The organism is Albibacillus kandeliae (assembly GCF_003116585.1).
Taxonomy (GTDB): domain Bacteria; phylum Pseudomonadota; class Alphaproteobacteria; order Rhodobacterales; family Rhodobacteraceae; genus Albibacillus; species Albibacillus kandeliae.
In genome coordinates, this window is the sequence record NZ_QEHM01000003.1 from 77806 (window position 1) to 93131 (window position 15326).

Genomic DNA, 15326 nt, shown 5'->3' on the forward strand with positions numbered 1-15326 from the left:
CATTGCTTGCCGTTGTGATGAAGGGATTCAAGAAAACACTTGAACCTATAGCGACTAGAGAAATTAGCGTGGCCTCGAATCGAACAGGAGAAGACCCATGGCCCGCACTTCGGACCAGACACTCGAATATCGCATCGGCGGGATGGACTGCGCCAGCTGCGCCGCGACGATCCGCACCGCACTGGAGCGGATGCCCGGCGTCTCGGACCTGAACATATCGGTCCAGAGCGAGCGGCTGAGCCTTCGGCTCGCCCCGGAGGGGGCTTCGCGCGAACGGGTGGAAGGCGCGATCGCCAGTCTCGGTTATTCGGCCAGCGCGTTGTCTGAACCCGCCGAGCACGACCACGATCATGACCACGAGGGCCATGATCACGGTACGGAGTCAGAGCTCGACGAGGATGGGCGTACGGTCATGAGCGTGGGCGGGATGGATTGCGCAAGCTGCGCGGTGTCGATCCGCAGCGCGCTGGAGACCATGCCGGGGGTATCGGACGTGCGCGTCTCGGTCCCGCGTGAACGGGTCAGCCTTGCGTTGGCCCCCGGAAGCAGCACGACCGAGGAGGAGATCCGCGCGACGATCACCCGGCTGGGCTATACGCCCGGCGCCCCCGGCGCGGCGAAGGACGACAAGACGGCGGCGGCATGGTGGCAACAGCCCAAGCTGCGGCAATTGCTGGTGTCGGCGCTGATCGTCGCGCTGGCCTACGCGGTGTCTCTCGCCGTGCCCACGCTGCACCACTGGGCCTTCGGGCTTGCCACGCTGCTGGCGGTCTGGCCGATCGCACGGCGCGCGGTGGCGGCGGCCCGGCTGGGCGCGCCCTTCACCATCCAGATGCTGATGACGCTGGCCGCCGTGGGCGCTGTGATCATCGGCGAATACGAGGAGGCGGCCGTTGTCGTGCTGCTGTTCCTGCTGGGCGAAGTGCTGGAGGGCGTCGCCGCCGACCGCGCCCGCTCTGGCATCCGTGCCCTGGGCGAGCTGCTGCCGCGCGAGGCACGGGTCGAGGATGCCGATGGCACGCTGCACACGGTCGCGGCGGATACGCTGAGGATCGGGCAAATCGTCCTTGCCCGCCCCGGTGACCGCATCGCCGCGGATGGCGAGGTGATCTCCGGCACCTCCTCGGTGGACGAATCCGCGGTGACCGGCGAGAGCCTGCCCGTGACCCGCGCCCCGGGCGACGCGGTGCGCGCAGGCACCGTGAACCACGAGGCGACCTTGAGGATCCGGGTGGCCCGCTCGCCCGAGGACAACACCATCGCGCGGATCATCGCGCTGGTCGAAGAGGCGCAGGAGTCAAAGGCTCCCACCGAGCGTTTCATCGACCGCTTCTCGCGCTACTACATGCCGGCCATCGTGGCGCTGGCGGCGCTGGTGGCCATCCTGCCGCCGCTTGCCGGTTTTGGCCTGTGGGAGACATGGATCTACCGGGGCCTTGCCCTGCTGCTGATCGGCTGCCCCTGTGCGCTGGTGATCTCGGTGCCGGCCGCCGTGGCCTCCGGGCTCTCGGCCGGGGCGCGCGCGGGCATCCTGATCAAGGGCGGCGCGGTGCTCGAGTCGCTGGCCGACAGCACGCGCGTGGTGTTCGACAAGACCGGCACGCTGACCCGTGGCACCCCGGAAGTGACCGACGTCATCGCGCTGGATGGCGACGAGGCGGAGCTGCTGGCCCGGACGGCGGCGGTGGAGGCGCAGAGCTCGCACCCGCTGGCCGCCGCGATCCTTGCCCATGCCAAGGCGCGTGGCGAGAGCCTGCCTGTCGCCACCGAGGTGCGCGCCATTCCGGGCAAGGGGATGGAGGGTGTAGTCGACGGCCAGAACCTGTTCGTCGGGGCCCCGCGCCACGCGGACCAGCGCGCGCCGCTGCCCGAGGCGGCCAGACTACGGATCGAGACGCTGGAGCAGGACGGCAAGACCGTCACCGTCGTGGTCTCGGGAGACCGCACCGTCGGCCTCGTGGCGCTGCGCGACACCCCGAGGGACGATGCCGAAGGGGCGCTGCAGGGCCTGCGCGAGCGCGGCATCGCTGCCGTCATGATGACGGGCGACAACGCGCGGACGGGTGCCGCCATCGGGCGTCAGCTGGGGATCGAGGTCGAGGCCGAGATGCTGCCCGAGGACAAGGCCCGGCGGGTCGCGCAGATCGCCGCGAAGGAGACGGTGGTGATGGTCGGCGACGGGGTGAACGACGCCCCTGCCCTTGCCGCGGCGCATGTCGGCGTGGCGGTCGGCTCTGGCACCGATGTGGCGATGGAGGCCGCCGACGCCGCGCTGATGCGCAACCGGGTGGACGATGTGCCGAGGATGATCGACCTGTCGCGGGCGACCATGCGCAACATCCGCCAGAACGTGACGATCGCGCTGGGGCTGAAGGCGGTGTTTCTGGTCACCACACTGACGGGGCTCTCGGGCCTGTGGCTTGCCATCATGGCCGATACCGGCGCGACGGTGCTGGTCACGGCGAATGCAATGCGTCTGCTGGGGTTCTTCCGGGGCCGCTAACTGCGGGTCCGGAAGGGGAAACTGAATCGGCGCTGCACAGCGCCGGTTCAGAAAGCTCAGGCTGTGGATCAGCCGCCCTTGGCGACTGAGCCGTTGGTAATCATGGCGAAGATCATCAGACCCACGCCCAGAACGAAAATCGTTCTGATGCCCCAGCGAATACGGGCGCGGCGCCGAATTTGCCGGGTGCTTTCCTTGGTATTTACGTCAAAATCTATCATGCCCGCCGTATTCCATCACACTATGGCAGCGCAAAGGCACGGGCGAGGAAAGATTGGCTCAACTGTTAACGATGCCGGCGTTCTGTGTTGCCGTATCGAGGATCAGATGAAGTCCGGCTGAGGCATTCCCAGAACGTGATAGCCACCGTCCACGCGGATGATCTCGCCGGTGGTGTACTTGCCCGCTTCGGAGGCCAGGTAGACGGCCGTTCCGCCGACCGCTTCCAGCGTCGCATTGCTGCGCAGGGGCGCGTTCTGATCGGTGAACTTGTAGGTCTTGCGCGCCCCGCCGATGGCAGCCCCCGCCAGCGTCTTCATCGGGCCGGGGCTGATCGCGTTCACGCGGATGCCGTCGGGGCCGAGATCGTTGGCGAGGTAGCGCGTGGCCGCCTCGAGCGCCGCCTTGGCGACACCCATCACGTTGTAGTTCGGAACCACCCGCTGCGAGCCCTGATAGGTCAGGGTCAGCAGGGTGCCGCCGTTCTCCTTCATCATCGGGTAGGCCCGGCGGGCCACGTCGATGAAGGAGTAGGCGCTGATGTCCATCGAGTGCTTGAAGTTGGCGCGGCTGGTGTTGAGGAACCGGCCGGTCAGTTCGGACTTGTCGGAGAAGGCGATGGCGTGGACGACGAAGTCGATGGTCGGCCATTTCTGCGCGAGCTGTTCGAACCCGGCTTCGAGCGAGGCGTCGTCGGTCACGTCCATGTCGACCATGAAGTCCGAGCCGATGCTCTGCGCCAGCGGCTCAAGCCGCTTTCCGAAGGCTTCGCCCTGGTAGGAGAACGCGAGTTCTGCACCCGCTTCGTGCATGGCCTTGGCGATTCCCCAAGCGATCGAACGATCGTTGGCGACCCCCATGATCAGGCCCCGCATTCCCTTCATTTGATCCGACATGACTAAGACTTACCCGCGATATTTGGAAAGGATCATGGACCCGTTGGTGCCCCCGAACCCGAAGGAGTTCGTCATGACGCTGTCGAGACCCGCGTTCTCGACTAGAGCGGTGGCGATCTCTTCCGGCTTGAGCGCCGGGTCGAGCGTCTCGACGTTGATGGAGCGCGTGATGAAATCGTTCTCGAGCATAAGGAGAGAGAAGATCGCTTCGAGCGCACCGGCCGCGCCCTGGGCGTGGCCCGTCATCGACTTGGTGGAGCTGATCGGCGGCGTGCTGCCTTCGCCGAACACGCGGCGCACGGCCTGAACCTCGCCGATGTCGCCGACCGGGGTCGAGGTGCCGTGGGCGTTGATGTAGCCGACCTTGCGGCCTTCGGGCAGCGTCGCGAGCGCGAGGCGCATGGCGCGCTCGCCGCCTTCACCGGAGGGGGCGACCATGTCGTGCCCGTCGCTGGTGGCGGCGTAACCGGTGACCTCGGCGTAGATTTTGGCGCCGCGCGCGAGGGCGTGTTCGAGTTCTTCCAGAACCACGATGCCGCCGCCGCCGGTGATGACAAAGCCGTCACGGTTGGCGTCGAAGGCGCGCGAGGCCTTCTCGGGGGTGTCGTTGTACTTGGACGACATTGCGCCCATCGCGTCGAAGAGGCAGGACAGCGTCCAGTCGAGTTCTTCCGCGCCGCCCGCGAACATCACGTCCTGCTTGCCCAGCATGATCTGCTCGGCCGCGTTGCCGATGCAATGCAGCGAGGTGGAGCAGGCCGAAGTGATGGAATAGTTGATGCCCTTGATCTTGTAGGCGGTCGAGAGGTTCGCCGAGATCGTGGAGGACATGCACTTGGGCACCGCGAAGGGCCCGATGCGCTTGGTCGCGCCGGTGCTGAGCACGGTCTGGTGCGCCGCCAGCATCGAAGAGGTGCTGGGCCCGCCCGAGCCCGCGACCAGACCGGTGCGCGGGTTCACGATGTCGGATTCCTCGAGGCCCGAGTCGGCAATGGCCTCCTGCATGGCGATATAGGCATAGGCAGCGCCCGGCCCCATGAAACGCAGGGTGCGCTTGTCGACATGCTCGGCCACGTCGAGCTTGAGCGTGCCCGCAACCTGGCTCCGGAAGCCATGCTCGGCCATCTCGGGGCTGGCGACAATTCCGCTGGTCCCTGCCTTGAGCGACTGCAGGACCTCTGCGGCGTTGTTGCCGATCGACGAGACTACACCCAGACCTGTGACGACGACGCGACGCATCCGTCTTCTCCTAGTTTGCCGGCGCCCGCGCGGGGCAATCAGGTCGTGGCCGCAGCCAGACCCACCTTCATGTCTTTCACCGAATAAATCTCTTCGCCATCGGCGACAACCCGTCCGTCGGCCACGCCGATCTTGAGCTTGCGGTCGATGACGCGGGTCAGGTCGACGTAGTAGGTCAGCATCTTGCGGTCAGGCTTGACCATGCCCGTGAGCTTGACCTCGCCGACGCCCAGCGCCATGCCCTGGCCCAGCATGCCGCGCCAGCCGAGGTTGAAGCCGGTCAGCTGCCAGAGCCCGTCCAGCCCGAGGCAACCCGGCATGATCGGGTTCCCGGGGAAGTGGCAGTCGAAGAACCACAGGTCGGGGGTGATGTCGAATTCGGCAATCACGTGACCCTTGCCGTGGCTGCCGCCATCCGCGCTGATCTCGGTGATGCGATCCATCATCAGCATCGGCGGCAAGGGCAACTGCGCATTGCCGGGTCCGAACAACTCGCCCCGGGCACATTTCAGCAAGCCCTCTTTGTCAAAGCTGGTGGGATAATTCGCCATACGCCGGCCTCTCCTGCTCCTTGATCCTGCCCCCTCTAGCACCCGGCCGCCGGGTCCCGCAAGGCGGGCCGTGGCGTCCCGATGCCCGTTACAGAGCCCGGTTGAGAATGATTTTCATTTGAAATTCCTTCCCTGTACACCTTATATTGCCTGATATCCGGAGAAATGAGAGCGGAAATGACGCTGAAGCCGACAGAAATCGCGACCAATTGGCTCGACAAGGCGGGCCTGCGCCCGACGCGGCAGCGTGTCGCGCTGGCCGAGCTTCTGGTGGGCGATGGTCAGCACCGGCACGTCACGGCGGAAAGCCTGTTCGACGCGGCCAAATCCAACGGCGACTCCGTTTCGCTCGCGACGGTCTACAACACGCTGCGTGCGTTCTGCGATGCCGGCCTGTTGCAGGAAGTCACGGTGGATGGCTCGAAGAGCTACTTCGACACCAACACCCACGATCACCCGCATTTCTACTGGGAAGACGATTCCCGGCTGAGCGACGCACCCTCGGAGCAGCTTGTCATCACGCGCCTGCCTGAAGCCCCGGAAGGGGCCGAGATCGCCTCGGTCGAAGTTGTCATCCGCCTGCGCCGCAAGTCCTGAGGCGCGCCCGCGCGCCTGTTAAAGCCCTGCTGTCAAAGCCCTACGATTCCAAGAGAACGACATGGTTCACCCGCTGATTTCCGAGCAGGATGTCGAAACCTACCAGCGGGACGGCGTCGTCATCGTGCGCGGTCTTTTCGCCGATCAGGTGGACGTGCTGCGCGAGGGCATTGCCCGCAACATGGACGCCCCCGGCCCCTATGCCTCCGAGAACAAGCGCGACGGCGAGAGCGGGCGGTTCTTCGACGACTACTGCAACTGGACCCGGATTCGCGAGTTCGAGACCGCCATCGGCGAGGCCCCCGTGGCTGCGGTGGCCGCGGACCTGATGCAGTCGGACACGGTGCAGATGTTCCACGATCACGTGCTGGTCAAGGAACCCGGTACCTCGATGGCGACGCCGTGGCATCAGGACAGCCCCTATTACTTCGTCGCAGGCCGCCAGACCGTCAGCTTCTGGGTGCCGCTGGACCCGGTGCGCGAGGCCGCGCTGCGCTGTGTCGCGGGATCGCACCGCTGGGAGAAGGAAGTGCTGCCGACCCGCTGGGCGGCGCAGCAGCCGTTCTTTCCGGGCATCGAGGATTACATGCCGGTGCCGGACCCCGAGGCGGAAGGCATGCGCATCGTCGAGTTCGAGATGGAGCCGGGCGATGCCGTCGCCTTTGATTTCCGCACCCTGCACGGCGCGCGCGGCAACAGCTCGGGGCAGCGCCGGCGCGCTTTCTCCCTGCGGCTGGTCGGGGATGACGCCTATTACGTCGACAGGCCGGGCCCCTGCTCTCCCCCGTTCCCGGGGCATGACATGATCCAGGGACAGCGCCTGCGCGAGGATTGGTTCCCGGTCATCTGGCGCCGCTGATCCGGCGGCGGGAACCCCCGCGCCCCCGGCTTCGTTTTCTCCGTCAAGACAGGAGAAACGGAGGCTCTCATGACCACCAAGCTCACTCTGCAGGACATTCGTCCCGTCACCCATGACGTGAATCACCTGATCTTTGACCGGCCGGAGGGGATCGACTTCATGCCCGGTCAGGCGGTCGATCTCGCGCTGGATCGTGACGGATGGCGCGACGAGAAGCGCCCCTTTACCTTCACCTCCCTGCCGGACGAGGCGGCGATTGAGTTCGTCATCAAGTCCTACCCGGACCATGACGGCGTCACCAAGCGCATCGCGCGGATGAAGCCGGGCGACACCGTCCTGATCGAAGAGCCCTGGGGCGCCATCAAGGACGAGGGCGACGGCACCTTCATCGCGGGCGGGGCCGGGGTTACCCCCTTCATCGCCATCCTGCGGGCCAAGCTGCAGGCGTCCGGCACCCTCGACGGCAACACGCTGGTCTTCTCGAACAAGACCGAGGACGACATCATCCTGCGGACATGGTTCGACAAGATGCCGGGCCTCAAGACGCGCTATGTCGTGACCGATCAGCCTGAGAGCCCGTTCTCCGGCGACAAGATCGGCGCCGGGCTGCTGAAGCAGGTCGTTAGCGTGGGGTCGGATACCTGCTATGTCTGCGGGCCCGACGCGATGCTGGACGACATCGCCGAGGCGCTGAAGGAGATCGGCGTTGCCGAGAACCGGATCGTCACCGAGGATTTCGACTGAGGCCGGTCGGACCCCCGGTCAGAACCACTGGCCGGGTTCCATCAACCCCAGATCCATGAGCTGTCGCGACGTCCAGTCGAAGGGCGTGGAATTGTGCCAGCGGAAGGTGTCGATGTCGAAGGTCGAGCCGGGGTTGCGTTTCAGCGCCTTGGCCGTGCGAAAGGAACAGACCGCCGCCGTCAGGTTGTGATGCCACGGGCAGGCGTAGGTGTTGTATTCCTGATCGCTGAAGGTGTGATCGGGCAACAGGCGCAGGCCGGGGGCCGCGCGGAACAGCGAGATCCGGTCGATCCTGCGGCTGGCCTTGGGAATGTGTTCCTCGTACCGCCAACGGAGCCCCCCGAAGAAATCGAGCTGACGGTCGCGCGGCTGCCCGGTCGCCGGGTCGGTGCGCGAGAGGGCGTAGTATCCCGACTTGTCGAGGCAGGCGTGATCCAGCGAGACCGCGCCGGGAAACGCCTCGAGATCGCCGGCGTAGAGATCGACGACGTAGGTCAGCATCGCGTCGCGGCGCTCTTCGCCGTGAAAGGCCAGCATCTCGCCGATCGTCCGGCTCTCGCAGAAGGGATAGAACAGGTATTCGGCATTGTAGCAGTAGTAGAACCACGTGCCGGGGGCGGCGGCGATAAGCCGGTTCATCGCCCCCACGCAGGCGCCCGATGCCGTCGGGTCGAAATCGACCCGCACCACCCGCCGCTCCAGTTCGGCTGGCAGCGCGAAACCGGCAGGCATGAGGGCAAGGACGGTGGCGAAGCCGCGGGCGAGATTGTGTTCAAGTGTAGAGGCGACCTCGACCTCGTCTTCCACGAAGACGACGGCGACGGGCCCGCGCGAGAGCAGAGCGGTGTGCTGGCGCAGGACATCGTCCAGCGAGGCATGGGATGGGCCTGCCATCGGGGTCACGTCGGGTCTGGTCCTGCTGCTGGCATTTTTGCCCAAACTCCGTTAAGTCCGCCTGCATTGCAAGACTTCGCCTAAGCCGCTAAGGCAGGCGGCTGATCGAATTTCCCGCCCGAGACCCGAAGGTTGACCCGATGACCGCGCCGAAAAAGCTCTACGTCAAAACCTATGGCTGTCAGATGAACGTCTACGACAGCGAACGCATGGCCGAGGCGCTGGGTGGTCAGGGATATGTCGAGACGGACCGCCCCGATGACGCGGACATGATCCTGCTGAACACCTGCCACATCCGCGAGAAGGCGGCGGAAAAGGTCTATTCCGAACTGGGCCGTTTTCGCGAATTCAAGGAGGCCAAGCCCGACCTGAAGATCGGCGTGGCGGGCTGTGTCGCGCAGGCGGAGGGCGAGGAGATCATGCGCCGCCAGCCGCTGGTCGACCTCGTGGTCGGCCCGCAGAGCTATCACCGCCTGCCCGAGATGGAGGCGAAGACCCGGCTTGGGGAAAAGGCGCTCGACACCGATTTTCCCGAGGAAGACAAGTTCGAGAAGCTGAAGAGCCGCCCCAAGGCGCAGCGCGGGCCGACGGCCTTTCTGACCGTGCAGGAAGGCTGCGACAAGTTCTGCGCCTTTTGCGTGGTGCCCTATACCCGTGGGGCCGAGGTGAGCCGGCCGGCCGACCGCATCCTGACCGAGGCGCGCGATCTGGTCGAGCGCGGGGTGCGCGAGATCACCCTGCTGGGCCAGAACGTCAACGCCTACCACGGCGCGGGCGAGGGCGGCGACTGGTCGCTGGCGCGGCTGATCTGGGCGCTGAACGACATCGACGGGCTGGAGCGCATCCGCTTTACCACCTCGCACCCGAACGACATGAGCGACGACCTGATCGAGGCGCATGGCGAGTGCAGGAAACTGATGCCCTACCTGCACCTGCCGGTGCAGTCGGGGTCCGACAAGATCCTCAAGCGGATGAACCGCAGCCATACGGTCGAGAGCTATCTCAAGCTGATCGAGCGTATCCGCGCGGCGCGGCCCGACATCCTGATGTCGAGCGACTTCATCGTCGGTTTCCCGGAAGAGACCGAGGAGGATTTCCAGGCGACGCTCGACCTCGTGGAGGAAGTGAACTTCGGCTATTCCTTCACCTTCAAGTACTCGACCCGCCCAGGCACCCCGGCAGCGGAACGGGCGCAGGTGGAAGAGGCGGTGAAGGATGATCGCCTGCATCGCCTGCAGGCCCTGATCACCCGACAGCAGCGCGCGGCGCAGGACGGGATGGTTGGCCGGACGGTCGGCGTTCTGTTCGAAAAGCCGGGTCGGTTCGAGGGGCAGATGGTCGGCAAGTCCGACTACCTCCACGCGGTTCACGTTCAGGACCCGAGCCTGCAGGTCGGCCAGTTGGCACAGGTGAAGATCGTCGACAGCGGACCCAATTCGCTGCGTGGCGAGCGCGTGGCCTGATCACCGGGATCGGCGCGCCCCGGACGCTGCCCCGCGAAAAACCGATTCGCATCAATGACATGGCCGAAGGCGCCGGATCGCCGCCCGAATGGGCAACAATACGCCAGGATTCACCTTTAATGTTGCCTTAACCGGCCTGAATCTGGCCGTGCCGTCACAATTTCGCCCAGATTTCGCCACGAGTTGGTATAGATCCCTCGAAGAGCGCAGCCCCTGCCACTGGGGAGTCCGGGGATGGACCTGCGCGAACATGGCGAGGAATGTGCCAGGATGTTGGCCTTGAGTAAGAGTGCGTGCGCCGCAGTGGCGGCGATGGTCCTGAGTGTTGCAACCATCCTGGTTCCCGGTGCCTCCGCCGCGCAGGAGACGATCAAGGGCGAGCGTTATGTCCCCTCGATCTGGGTCGATCCCGACGGCTGCGAGCACTGGGTGCTCGACGATGGCGCCGAGGGCTACATGAGCCCCCACCTGACCCGCGACGGGCGTCCGGTCTGCCGCCGTGGCAAGGTCTGCGGCATCATGCCGACCGACCAGTACTTCGCCACCAACCAGTCCGCCATCAGCGCCGAGGGCCAGCGCCGCCTGATCGACTTCTTCCAGCGCGCCAAGGCGCCGTCGGGCTTCATCATCACCGGTCACACCGACAGCCGCGCCTCCGACGAGTACAACATGGCCCTGAGCCAGCGCCGCGCCAACGCCGTCGCCGTGGTGGCCAAGCGGGCCGGTGTCCGGCTGCAGGACGTGCGCGGCTATGGCGAGCGTCAGCCGCGCGCCAGCAACGATACCGCTGCGGGCATGGCACAGAACCGCCGTGTCGAAATCATCTGCCTGCAGTGAGGACCCTGCCATGATCATCATCAAACGTCTCGCCGTTCTCGCCGCCCTCGCCCCACTTGCCGCCTGCGGCGCCAACATGGGCGACATGACCGCCGACCGCGGCATCGACTCGAAGGGCCTCGGGATTCTCGAAGCCGGCATCTGGGTCGACCCCAACGGCTGCGATCACTGGATCATCGACGACGGTCTCGAGGGCTACATGGACGCACGGCTCGATTCCTATGGCCGCCCGGTCTGCTCCGGCATCGCGCCGCCGAACACCGCCGTCGGCCCGTTCAAGGATGGCTCGACCGTTCCCGATACCATCTGACCGGCGAAACTCTGCCGACGTCCAGAGGGACCAAGTGGCCGCCTTTTCGACAGGCGGCCGCTTTTTTGTTTCAATTTCCTGAAATCGGGACGGAGCGGCTTGCGCCATCGGGACGACCTTGGCAATCTGAAACCAGATCGAGAATACAGGAGAGCGGATTGGCCATTGGCGCCCTGACCCCACCGCAAACACCGACTGCACTCGGCGAAGTGCTGATCGAATTCCCTGACAATCGCCTGCTCATCGACCTCTGCGGTGAATACGATCGGAACCTGACGGAAATCGAACAGAAGCTCAGCGTCCAGATCCTGCGGCGCGGCAACCTGCTGGCGATTCACGGCGAGCCCGACACGGCCAAACGCGCGGAACAGGTCCTGAAGGCACTCTACGCGCGCCTCGAGGCCGGCAAGGCCGTCGAAGCCGGAGACATCGACCGCGAGTTCCGCATGGGCGGAGATGAGGCACCGGATGCGGGCGATCAGCTCGAGATGTTCCGGGGCGGCAAGTTCGAGATCAAGACACGCAAGAAGCCGGTCGAACCGCGCACCGAGGCCCAGAAGGCCTATGTCCAGTCGCTGTTCGAACACGAGCTGTGCTTTGGCATCGGCCCGGCGGGTACCGGCAAGACCTACCTCGCCGTCGCGGTCGGGGTCACCATGTTCATCCAGGGCCACGTCGACCGGATCATCCTGTCGCGTCCGGCGGTGGAGGCGGGCGAAAAGCTCGGCTATCTGCCCGGCGACATGAAGGACAAGGTCGATCCCTACATGCAGCCGCTCTACGACGCGCTGAACGACTTCATGCCGGGCAAGCAGTTGCAGAAGATGTTCGAGGAAAAGCGGGTCGAGATCGCGCCACTGGCCTTCATGCGCGGGCGCACCCTGTCCAACGCCTTCGTGCTGCTGGACGAGGCGCAGAACGCGACCACCATGCAGATGAAGATGTTCCTGACCCGTCTTGGCGAGGGATCGCGCATGGTGATCACCGGGGACCGCAGCCAGGTCGACCTGCCACGCGGCGTGACCTCCGGCCTTGCCGACGCCGAGCGCCTGCTCAAGCCCATCACGAAGATCGGCTTCAACTACTTCACCAGCAAGGATGTGGTACGCCACCCGCTTGTGGCCGCGATCATCGAGGCTTATGAGGCCGATGCCGGACCAGCCTGATCCCCGGCGCACGCCGGGACGGCCATGAGCATCGACATCACCATCGAAGACGACCGCTGGGAGGCCCTTGGCCTCTCGGCGCTGTGCGACAGGGCCTGCGCCGCCGCGCTCGACCACCTCGGGCTGGACCTTGACGAGTGCGAGATCAGCCTGCTGGCCTGCGATGACGACCGCATCGCCGTGCTGAACGCCGACTTCCGCGCCAAGCCCGTGCCCACCAACGTGCTGAGCTGGCCCGAGGCCGACCTTGCTGCCGAGATCGCCGGGGAGACGCCGGGCGCGCCCGAGCCCGACATCATGGGCGAAATTACGCTGGGTGACATCGCGATTGCATGGGAAACCTGCGAACGCGAGGCCGCCGAACAGGGCAAACGCATGGAGGATCACGTTACCCACCTGATCGTTCATGGTCTGTTACATCTGTTGGGCTATGATCACGTGCGTGACGCCGATGCCACGTTGATGGAAGGGCTAGAGACAACTATACTTGGCGAATTGGGGCTCGATGACCCATATAAGGATTTGGACGGGCCCTGAGGGCTCTTTTTGGAAAAGGACAGATGGGCGACACAGACGGCAGTTCTAGCGCAGCGCAGAGCGCGCTTTCGCAGAACGGTGCCACCGATCAGGTGGACGACACGCCAGAGGAGAGGCCGGGTTTCTTCGGTCGTATCCTCGAAGCATTCTCTACCACCGAAGACGATGAAGTCGACGAGGCCAACGGGCTGGGGCACGTGGCCGCCCAGCCGCGCGGCCTGATGAACCTTCATCGCATGCGCGTGGAAGACGTGGCGATACCAACCGCCGAGATCGTAGCGGTTCCCAACACCATCTCGAAGGCCGATCTGGTCAAGGTCTTCCGCGACAGCGGCATGACCCGGATCCCGGTTTACGAGGGTACGCTGGACACCCCCATCGGGTTCGTCCACCTCAAGGACTTTGCGCTGATCCACGGGTTCAACGGCGGCACCACCGAGTTCGACCTGTCGAAGATGCTGCGGCCGCTGCTGTTCGTGCCGCCCTCCATGCCCATCGGCGTGCTGCTGACCAAGATGCAGACCGAACGCCGCCACATGGCGCTGGTGATCGACGAGTACGGCGGGGTCGACGGGCTGCTGACCATCGAGGACCTGATCGAACAGGTGGTGGGCGAGATCGAGGACGAGCACGACACCGACGAGGACCAGACCTGGGTCAAGGAAAAGCCGGGCCAGTACATCGCGCTGGCCAAGACCCCGCTGGAGGAATTCGAGGCCGAGATCGGGCAATCGCTGACCGATCACGACGAGGTGGACGAGGAAGAGATCGACACGCTGGGCGGGCTGGTCTTCATGCTCTCCGGCCGGGTGCCCGCGCGCGGCGAAGTCGTCGCGCATCCTGACGGTCCCGAGTTCGAAGTGGTCGATGCCGATCCTCGCCGGATCAAGCGGTTGCGGGTGCGCCTGCCGGCCAAGGCGGAATGATCCGACTGACACCGCGACGGCGCCTTGCGCTGGCCCTGCTGCTTGGCGTGGTCGCGGCCCTCGGGCTGGCTCCTTTCGAGGTCTGGCCCGCCACGGTGCTGGGGCTTGCCGGGTTCGGCTGGCTGGTGACCGGCATCGAACGTGCGCGAGCCGGATTCTGGACCGGCTGGGCCTTTGGCTTTGGTTATTTCGCCTTCGGTCTGATCTGGCTGGTCGAACCCTTCATGGTCGACCCGGCGCGGGATGGGTGGCTGGCGCCCTTCGCGATCTTCTTCATGGATGGCGGGCTCGCCCTGTTCTGGGGGGCGGCTACCCTCGCCGCCTGCTGGCTGACACGGGGCCCTGCCACGCGCGTCACCGCGCTGGCGGTGACATGGACGCTGGCCGAACTGGGGCGGGGCTACCTCTTCACCGGCTTTCCCTGGGCCGCACCCGGGCAGGTCTGGATCGACACGCCGGTCGCACAGCTGCTCTACTGGGTCGGCCCCGCCGGTCTCAACCTCGCGACCTTTGCCGCCACCCTGCCCCTTGCGCTGCTGGTGGTGGCGCGCCGGAGGCGACTGCTGGCGCTGTTGCCCGCCGTGGCCGTCGCGGTTGCCACCGTGCTGGCCGCGCCGAGACCGATGACCGCGCCGGACACACCGGCCAAGACGGTCCGCGTGGTCCAGCCCAATGCCGAGCAGAGGCTCAAGTGGGATCCGGCCTATGTGCCGATCTTTTTCCAGCGGCAGCTCGACTACACCGCCGCCGAACCCCGCCCCGACCTGGTGGTCTGGCCCGAGGTCGCGGCGCCGAACTACATCGAGGGCGTCGATGACCCGCTGGGCGAGATCGTCGCCGCCGCGCAGGGAACGCCGGTGGCCCTTGGCGTACTGCGCCCGGACGAGGCCGGCTACTACAACAGCCTTGCCGTGATCGACCCGGAAGGGCGCGTTTCGGACCTCTACGACAAGCACCACCTCGTGCCCTTCGGCGAGTACCTGCCCTACAGCGCGCTGCTGTCCCGTCTCGGGCTTGGCGCGCTGGCGAGCGTCGTGCCGGGCGACATGGCCAGCGGGCCGGGGCCACGGCTGGTCGATCTGCCGGGCATCGGGCGCGCCCTGCCGCTGATCTGCTACGAGGCCGTGTTCCCGCAGGACGTGAACAATGCGCCGTCGCGCCCCAACCTGCTGCTGCAGATCACCAACGATGCGTGGTTCGGCACCTTCTCGGGCCCCTATCAGCACCTTGCGCAGGCGCGGATGCGGGCGATTGAGCAGGGCCTTCCGATGGTGCGGGCCGCCAATACCGGGATCTCCGGCGTCATCGACCCCTTCGGCCGCGTCGTCGACAGCCTGCCGCTTGGTCAGCCGGGCTATCTGGACGTGACACTGCCCCTGCCCCGTGCCCCGGGTCTCTATGCGCGCACCGGGGACTGGCCGGCCTTCCTTCTGAGCCTTGTGTTGCTCGCGGGGCTGGTATTCCACAAATTAAACAGCCGCCGGACAAAGAACGATTGACCCGGCACCGCCCCCCCTTTAACCCGGTCTGGTCCCATCACAACGGCTTCCTGGCGTGATGGTAGAAACACCAATGGAGCGATTTC

At 65.8% G+C, this 15326-nt stretch carries 16 protein-coding genes and 1 riboswitch; of the genes, 11 read left to right on the forward strand and 5 right to left on the reverse strand.

Annotated features, from left to right (window positions below):
• Positions 1-97 precede the first annotated feature (97 nt).
• Positions 98-2503 carry a heavy metal translocating P-type ATPase gene (locus DDT93_RS06350; RefSeq protein WP_109464979.1) on the forward strand — a complete coding sequence of 802 codons (2406 nt, stop codon included), beginning with the start codon at positions 98-100 and terminating at the stop codon, positions 2501-2503.
• A 68-nt stretch (positions 2504-2571) separates the two neighbouring features.
• Here the strand turns inward: DDT93_RS06350 and DDT93_RS26440 are convergent, their stop codons facing one another.
• The 4 genes from DDT93_RS26440 to fabA form a co-directional block, all read right to left on the reverse strand.
• Complete coding sequence (locus tag DDT93_RS26440; protein ID WP_157960115.1) at positions 2572-2724, reverse strand: hypothetical protein; 153 nt, start codon at positions 2722-2724, stop codon at positions 2572-2574.
• Positions 2725-2826: 102 nt separating this feature from the next.
• Entirely contained in the window at positions 2827-3618 is a 792-nt protein-coding gene (locus DDT93_RS06355) for an enoyl-ACP reductase FabI (protein WP_109464980.1), read from the reverse strand.
• Between the two features lie 9 nt (positions 3619-3627).
• Positions 3628-4857 (reverse strand): beta-ketoacyl-ACP synthase I, encoded by a 1230-nt coding sequence (gene fabB / locus DDT93_RS06360; protein WP_109464981.1) that lies wholly within the window; start codon positions 4855-4857, stop codon positions 3628-3630.
• Between the two features lie 38 nt (positions 4858-4895).
• On the reverse strand, positions 4896-5408 hold the full coding sequence (gene fabA / locus DDT93_RS06365; protein ID WP_109464982.1) for a bifunctional 3-hydroxydecanoyl-ACP dehydratase/trans-2-decenoyl-ACP isomerase: 513 nt from the start codon (positions 5406-5408) through the stop codon (positions 4896-4898).
• Positions 5409-5585: 177 nt separating this feature from the next.
• Between fabA and irrA the strand changes: the two genes are divergently transcribed.
• The 3 genes from irrA to DDT93_RS06380 all read left to right on the forward strand — a co-directional run bounded on the left by irrA (position 5586) and on the right by DDT93_RS06380 (position 7608).
• On the forward strand, positions 5586-6005 hold the full coding sequence (irrA, locus tag DDT93_RS06370; protein ID WP_109464983.1) for an iron response transcriptional regulator IrrA: 420 nt from the start codon (positions 5586-5588) through the stop codon (positions 6003-6005).
• A 61-nt stretch (positions 6006-6066) separates the two neighbouring features.
• Positions 6067-6864, forward strand: a complete 798-nt coding sequence (locus DDT93_RS06375) for a phytanoyl-CoA dioxygenase family protein (protein WP_109464984.1) — start codon at positions 6067-6069, stop codon at positions 6862-6864.
• Between the two features lie 69 nt (positions 6865-6933).
• On the forward strand, positions 6934-7608 hold the full coding sequence (locus DDT93_RS06380; RefSeq protein ID WP_109464985.1) for an FAD-binding oxidoreductase: 675 nt from the start codon (positions 6934-6936) through the stop codon (positions 7606-7608).
• Between the two features lie 18 nt (positions 7609-7626).
• Here the strand turns inward: DDT93_RS06380 and DDT93_RS06385 are convergent, their stop codons facing one another.
• Entirely contained in the window at positions 7627-8502 is an 876-nt protein-coding gene (locus DDT93_RS06385) for a hypothetical protein (protein WP_109464986.1), read from the reverse strand.
• Positions 8503-8642: 140 nt separating this feature from the next.
• Here DDT93_RS06385 and miaB point away from each other — a divergent pair, with 140 nt between their 5' ends.
• The 7 genes from miaB to lnt all read left to right on the forward strand — a co-directional run bounded on the left by miaB (position 8643) and on the right by lnt (position 15240).
• Complete coding sequence (gene miaB / locus DDT93_RS06390) at positions 8643-9965, forward strand: tRNA (N6-isopentenyl adenosine(37)-C2)-methylthiotransferase MiaB (protein WP_109464987.1); 1323 nt, start codon at positions 8643-8645, stop codon at positions 9963-9965.
• A gap of 270 nt (positions 9966-10235) precedes the next feature.
• Positions 10236-10802, forward strand: a complete 567-nt coding sequence (locus DDT93_RS06395) for an OmpA family protein (protein WP_109465759.1) — start codon at positions 10236-10238, stop codon at positions 10800-10802.
• A gap of 10 nt (positions 10803-10812) precedes the next feature.
• Entirely contained in the window at positions 10813-11112 is a 300-nt protein-coding gene (locus DDT93_RS06400) for a hypothetical protein (RefSeq protein ID WP_109464988.1), read from the forward strand.
• Between the two features lie 158 nt (positions 11113-11270).
• Positions 11271-12278, forward strand: a complete 1008-nt coding sequence (locus DDT93_RS06405; RefSeq protein WP_109464989.1) for a PhoH family protein — start codon at positions 11271-11273, stop codon at positions 12276-12278.
• A gap of 24 nt (positions 12279-12302) precedes the next feature.
• Positions 12303-12815: an rRNA maturation RNase YbeY gene (gene ybeY, locus DDT93_RS06410; protein ID WP_109464990.1), complete on the forward strand. Its 513-nt coding sequence runs from the start codon at positions 12303-12305 to the stop codon at positions 12813-12815.
• 23 nt (positions 12816-12838) lie between these two features.
• A complete protein-coding gene (locus DDT93_RS06415; protein WP_109464991.1) occupies positions 12839-13741 on the forward strand; it encodes a hemolysin family protein in 903 nt (300 codons plus the stop codon).
• Entirely contained in the window at positions 13738-15240 is a 1503-nt protein-coding gene (lnt, locus tag DDT93_RS06420) for an apolipoprotein N-acyltransferase (RefSeq protein ID WP_109464992.1), read from the forward strand. The genes DDT93_RS06415 and lnt overlap by 4 nt, the downstream gene beginning before the upstream one ends.
• Positions 15241-15271: 31 nt before the next feature.
• A riboswitch (SAM-SAH riboswitch) is annotated at positions 15272-15321 on the forward strand.
• Positions 15322-15326 lie beyond the last annotated feature (5 nt).

Bases quoted from the DNA above. Each gene is read 5' to 3' on its own strand.
- DDT93_RS06350 (WP_109464979.1), top strand. From the start codon at position 98: ATGGCCCGCACTTCGGACCAGACACTCGAATATCGCATCGGCGGGATG.
- DDT93_RS26440 (WP_157960115.1), bottom strand. From the start codon at position 2,724: ATGATAGATTTTGACGTAAATACCAAGGAAAGCACCCGGCAAATTCGG.
- DDT93_RS06355 (WP_109464980.1), bottom strand. From the start codon at position 3,618: ATGTCGGATCAAATGAAGGGAATGCGGGGCCTGATCATGGGGGTCGCC.
- fabB (WP_109464981.1), bottom strand. From the start codon at position 4,857: ATGCGTCGCGTCGTCGTCACAGGTCTGGGTGTAGTCTCGTCGATCGGC.
- fabA (WP_109464982.1), bottom strand. From the start codon at position 5,408: ATGGCGAATTATCCCACCAGCTTTGACAAAGAGGGCTTGCTGAAATGT.
- irrA (WP_109464983.1), top strand. From the start codon at position 5,586: ATGACGCTGAAGCCGACAGAAATCGCGACCAATTGGCTCGACAAGGCG.
- DDT93_RS06375 (WP_109464984.1), top strand. From the start codon at position 6,067: ATGGTTCACCCGCTGATTTCCGAGCAGGATGTCGAAACCTACCAGCGG.
- DDT93_RS06380 (WP_109464985.1), top strand. From the start codon at position 6,934: ATGACCACCAAGCTCACTCTGCAGGACATTCGTCCCGTCACCCATGAC.
- DDT93_RS06385 (WP_109464986.1), bottom strand. From the start codon at position 8,502: ATGGCAGGCCCATCCCATGCCTCGCTGGACGATGTCCTGCGCCAGCAC.
- miaB (WP_109464987.1), top strand. From the start codon at position 8,643: ATGACCGCGCCGAAAAAGCTCTACGTCAAAACCTATGGCTGTCAGATG.
- DDT93_RS06395 (WP_109465759.1), top strand. From the start codon at position 10,236: ATGTTGGCCTTGAGTAAGAGTGCGTGCGCCGCAGTGGCGGCGATGGTC.
- DDT93_RS06400 (WP_109464988.1), top strand. From the start codon at position 10,813: ATGATCATCATCAAACGTCTCGCCGTTCTCGCCGCCCTCGCCCCACTT.
- ybeY (WP_109464990.1), top strand. From the start codon at position 12,303: ATGAGCATCGACATCACCATCGAAGACGACCGCTGGGAGGCCCTTGGC.
- DDT93_RS06415 (WP_109464991.1), top strand. From the start codon at position 12,839: ATGGGCGACACAGACGGCAGTTCTAGCGCAGCGCAGAGCGCGCTTTCG.
- lnt (WP_109464992.1), top strand. From the start codon at position 13,738: ATGATCCGACTGACACCGCGACGGCGCCTTGCGCTGGCCCTGCTGCTT.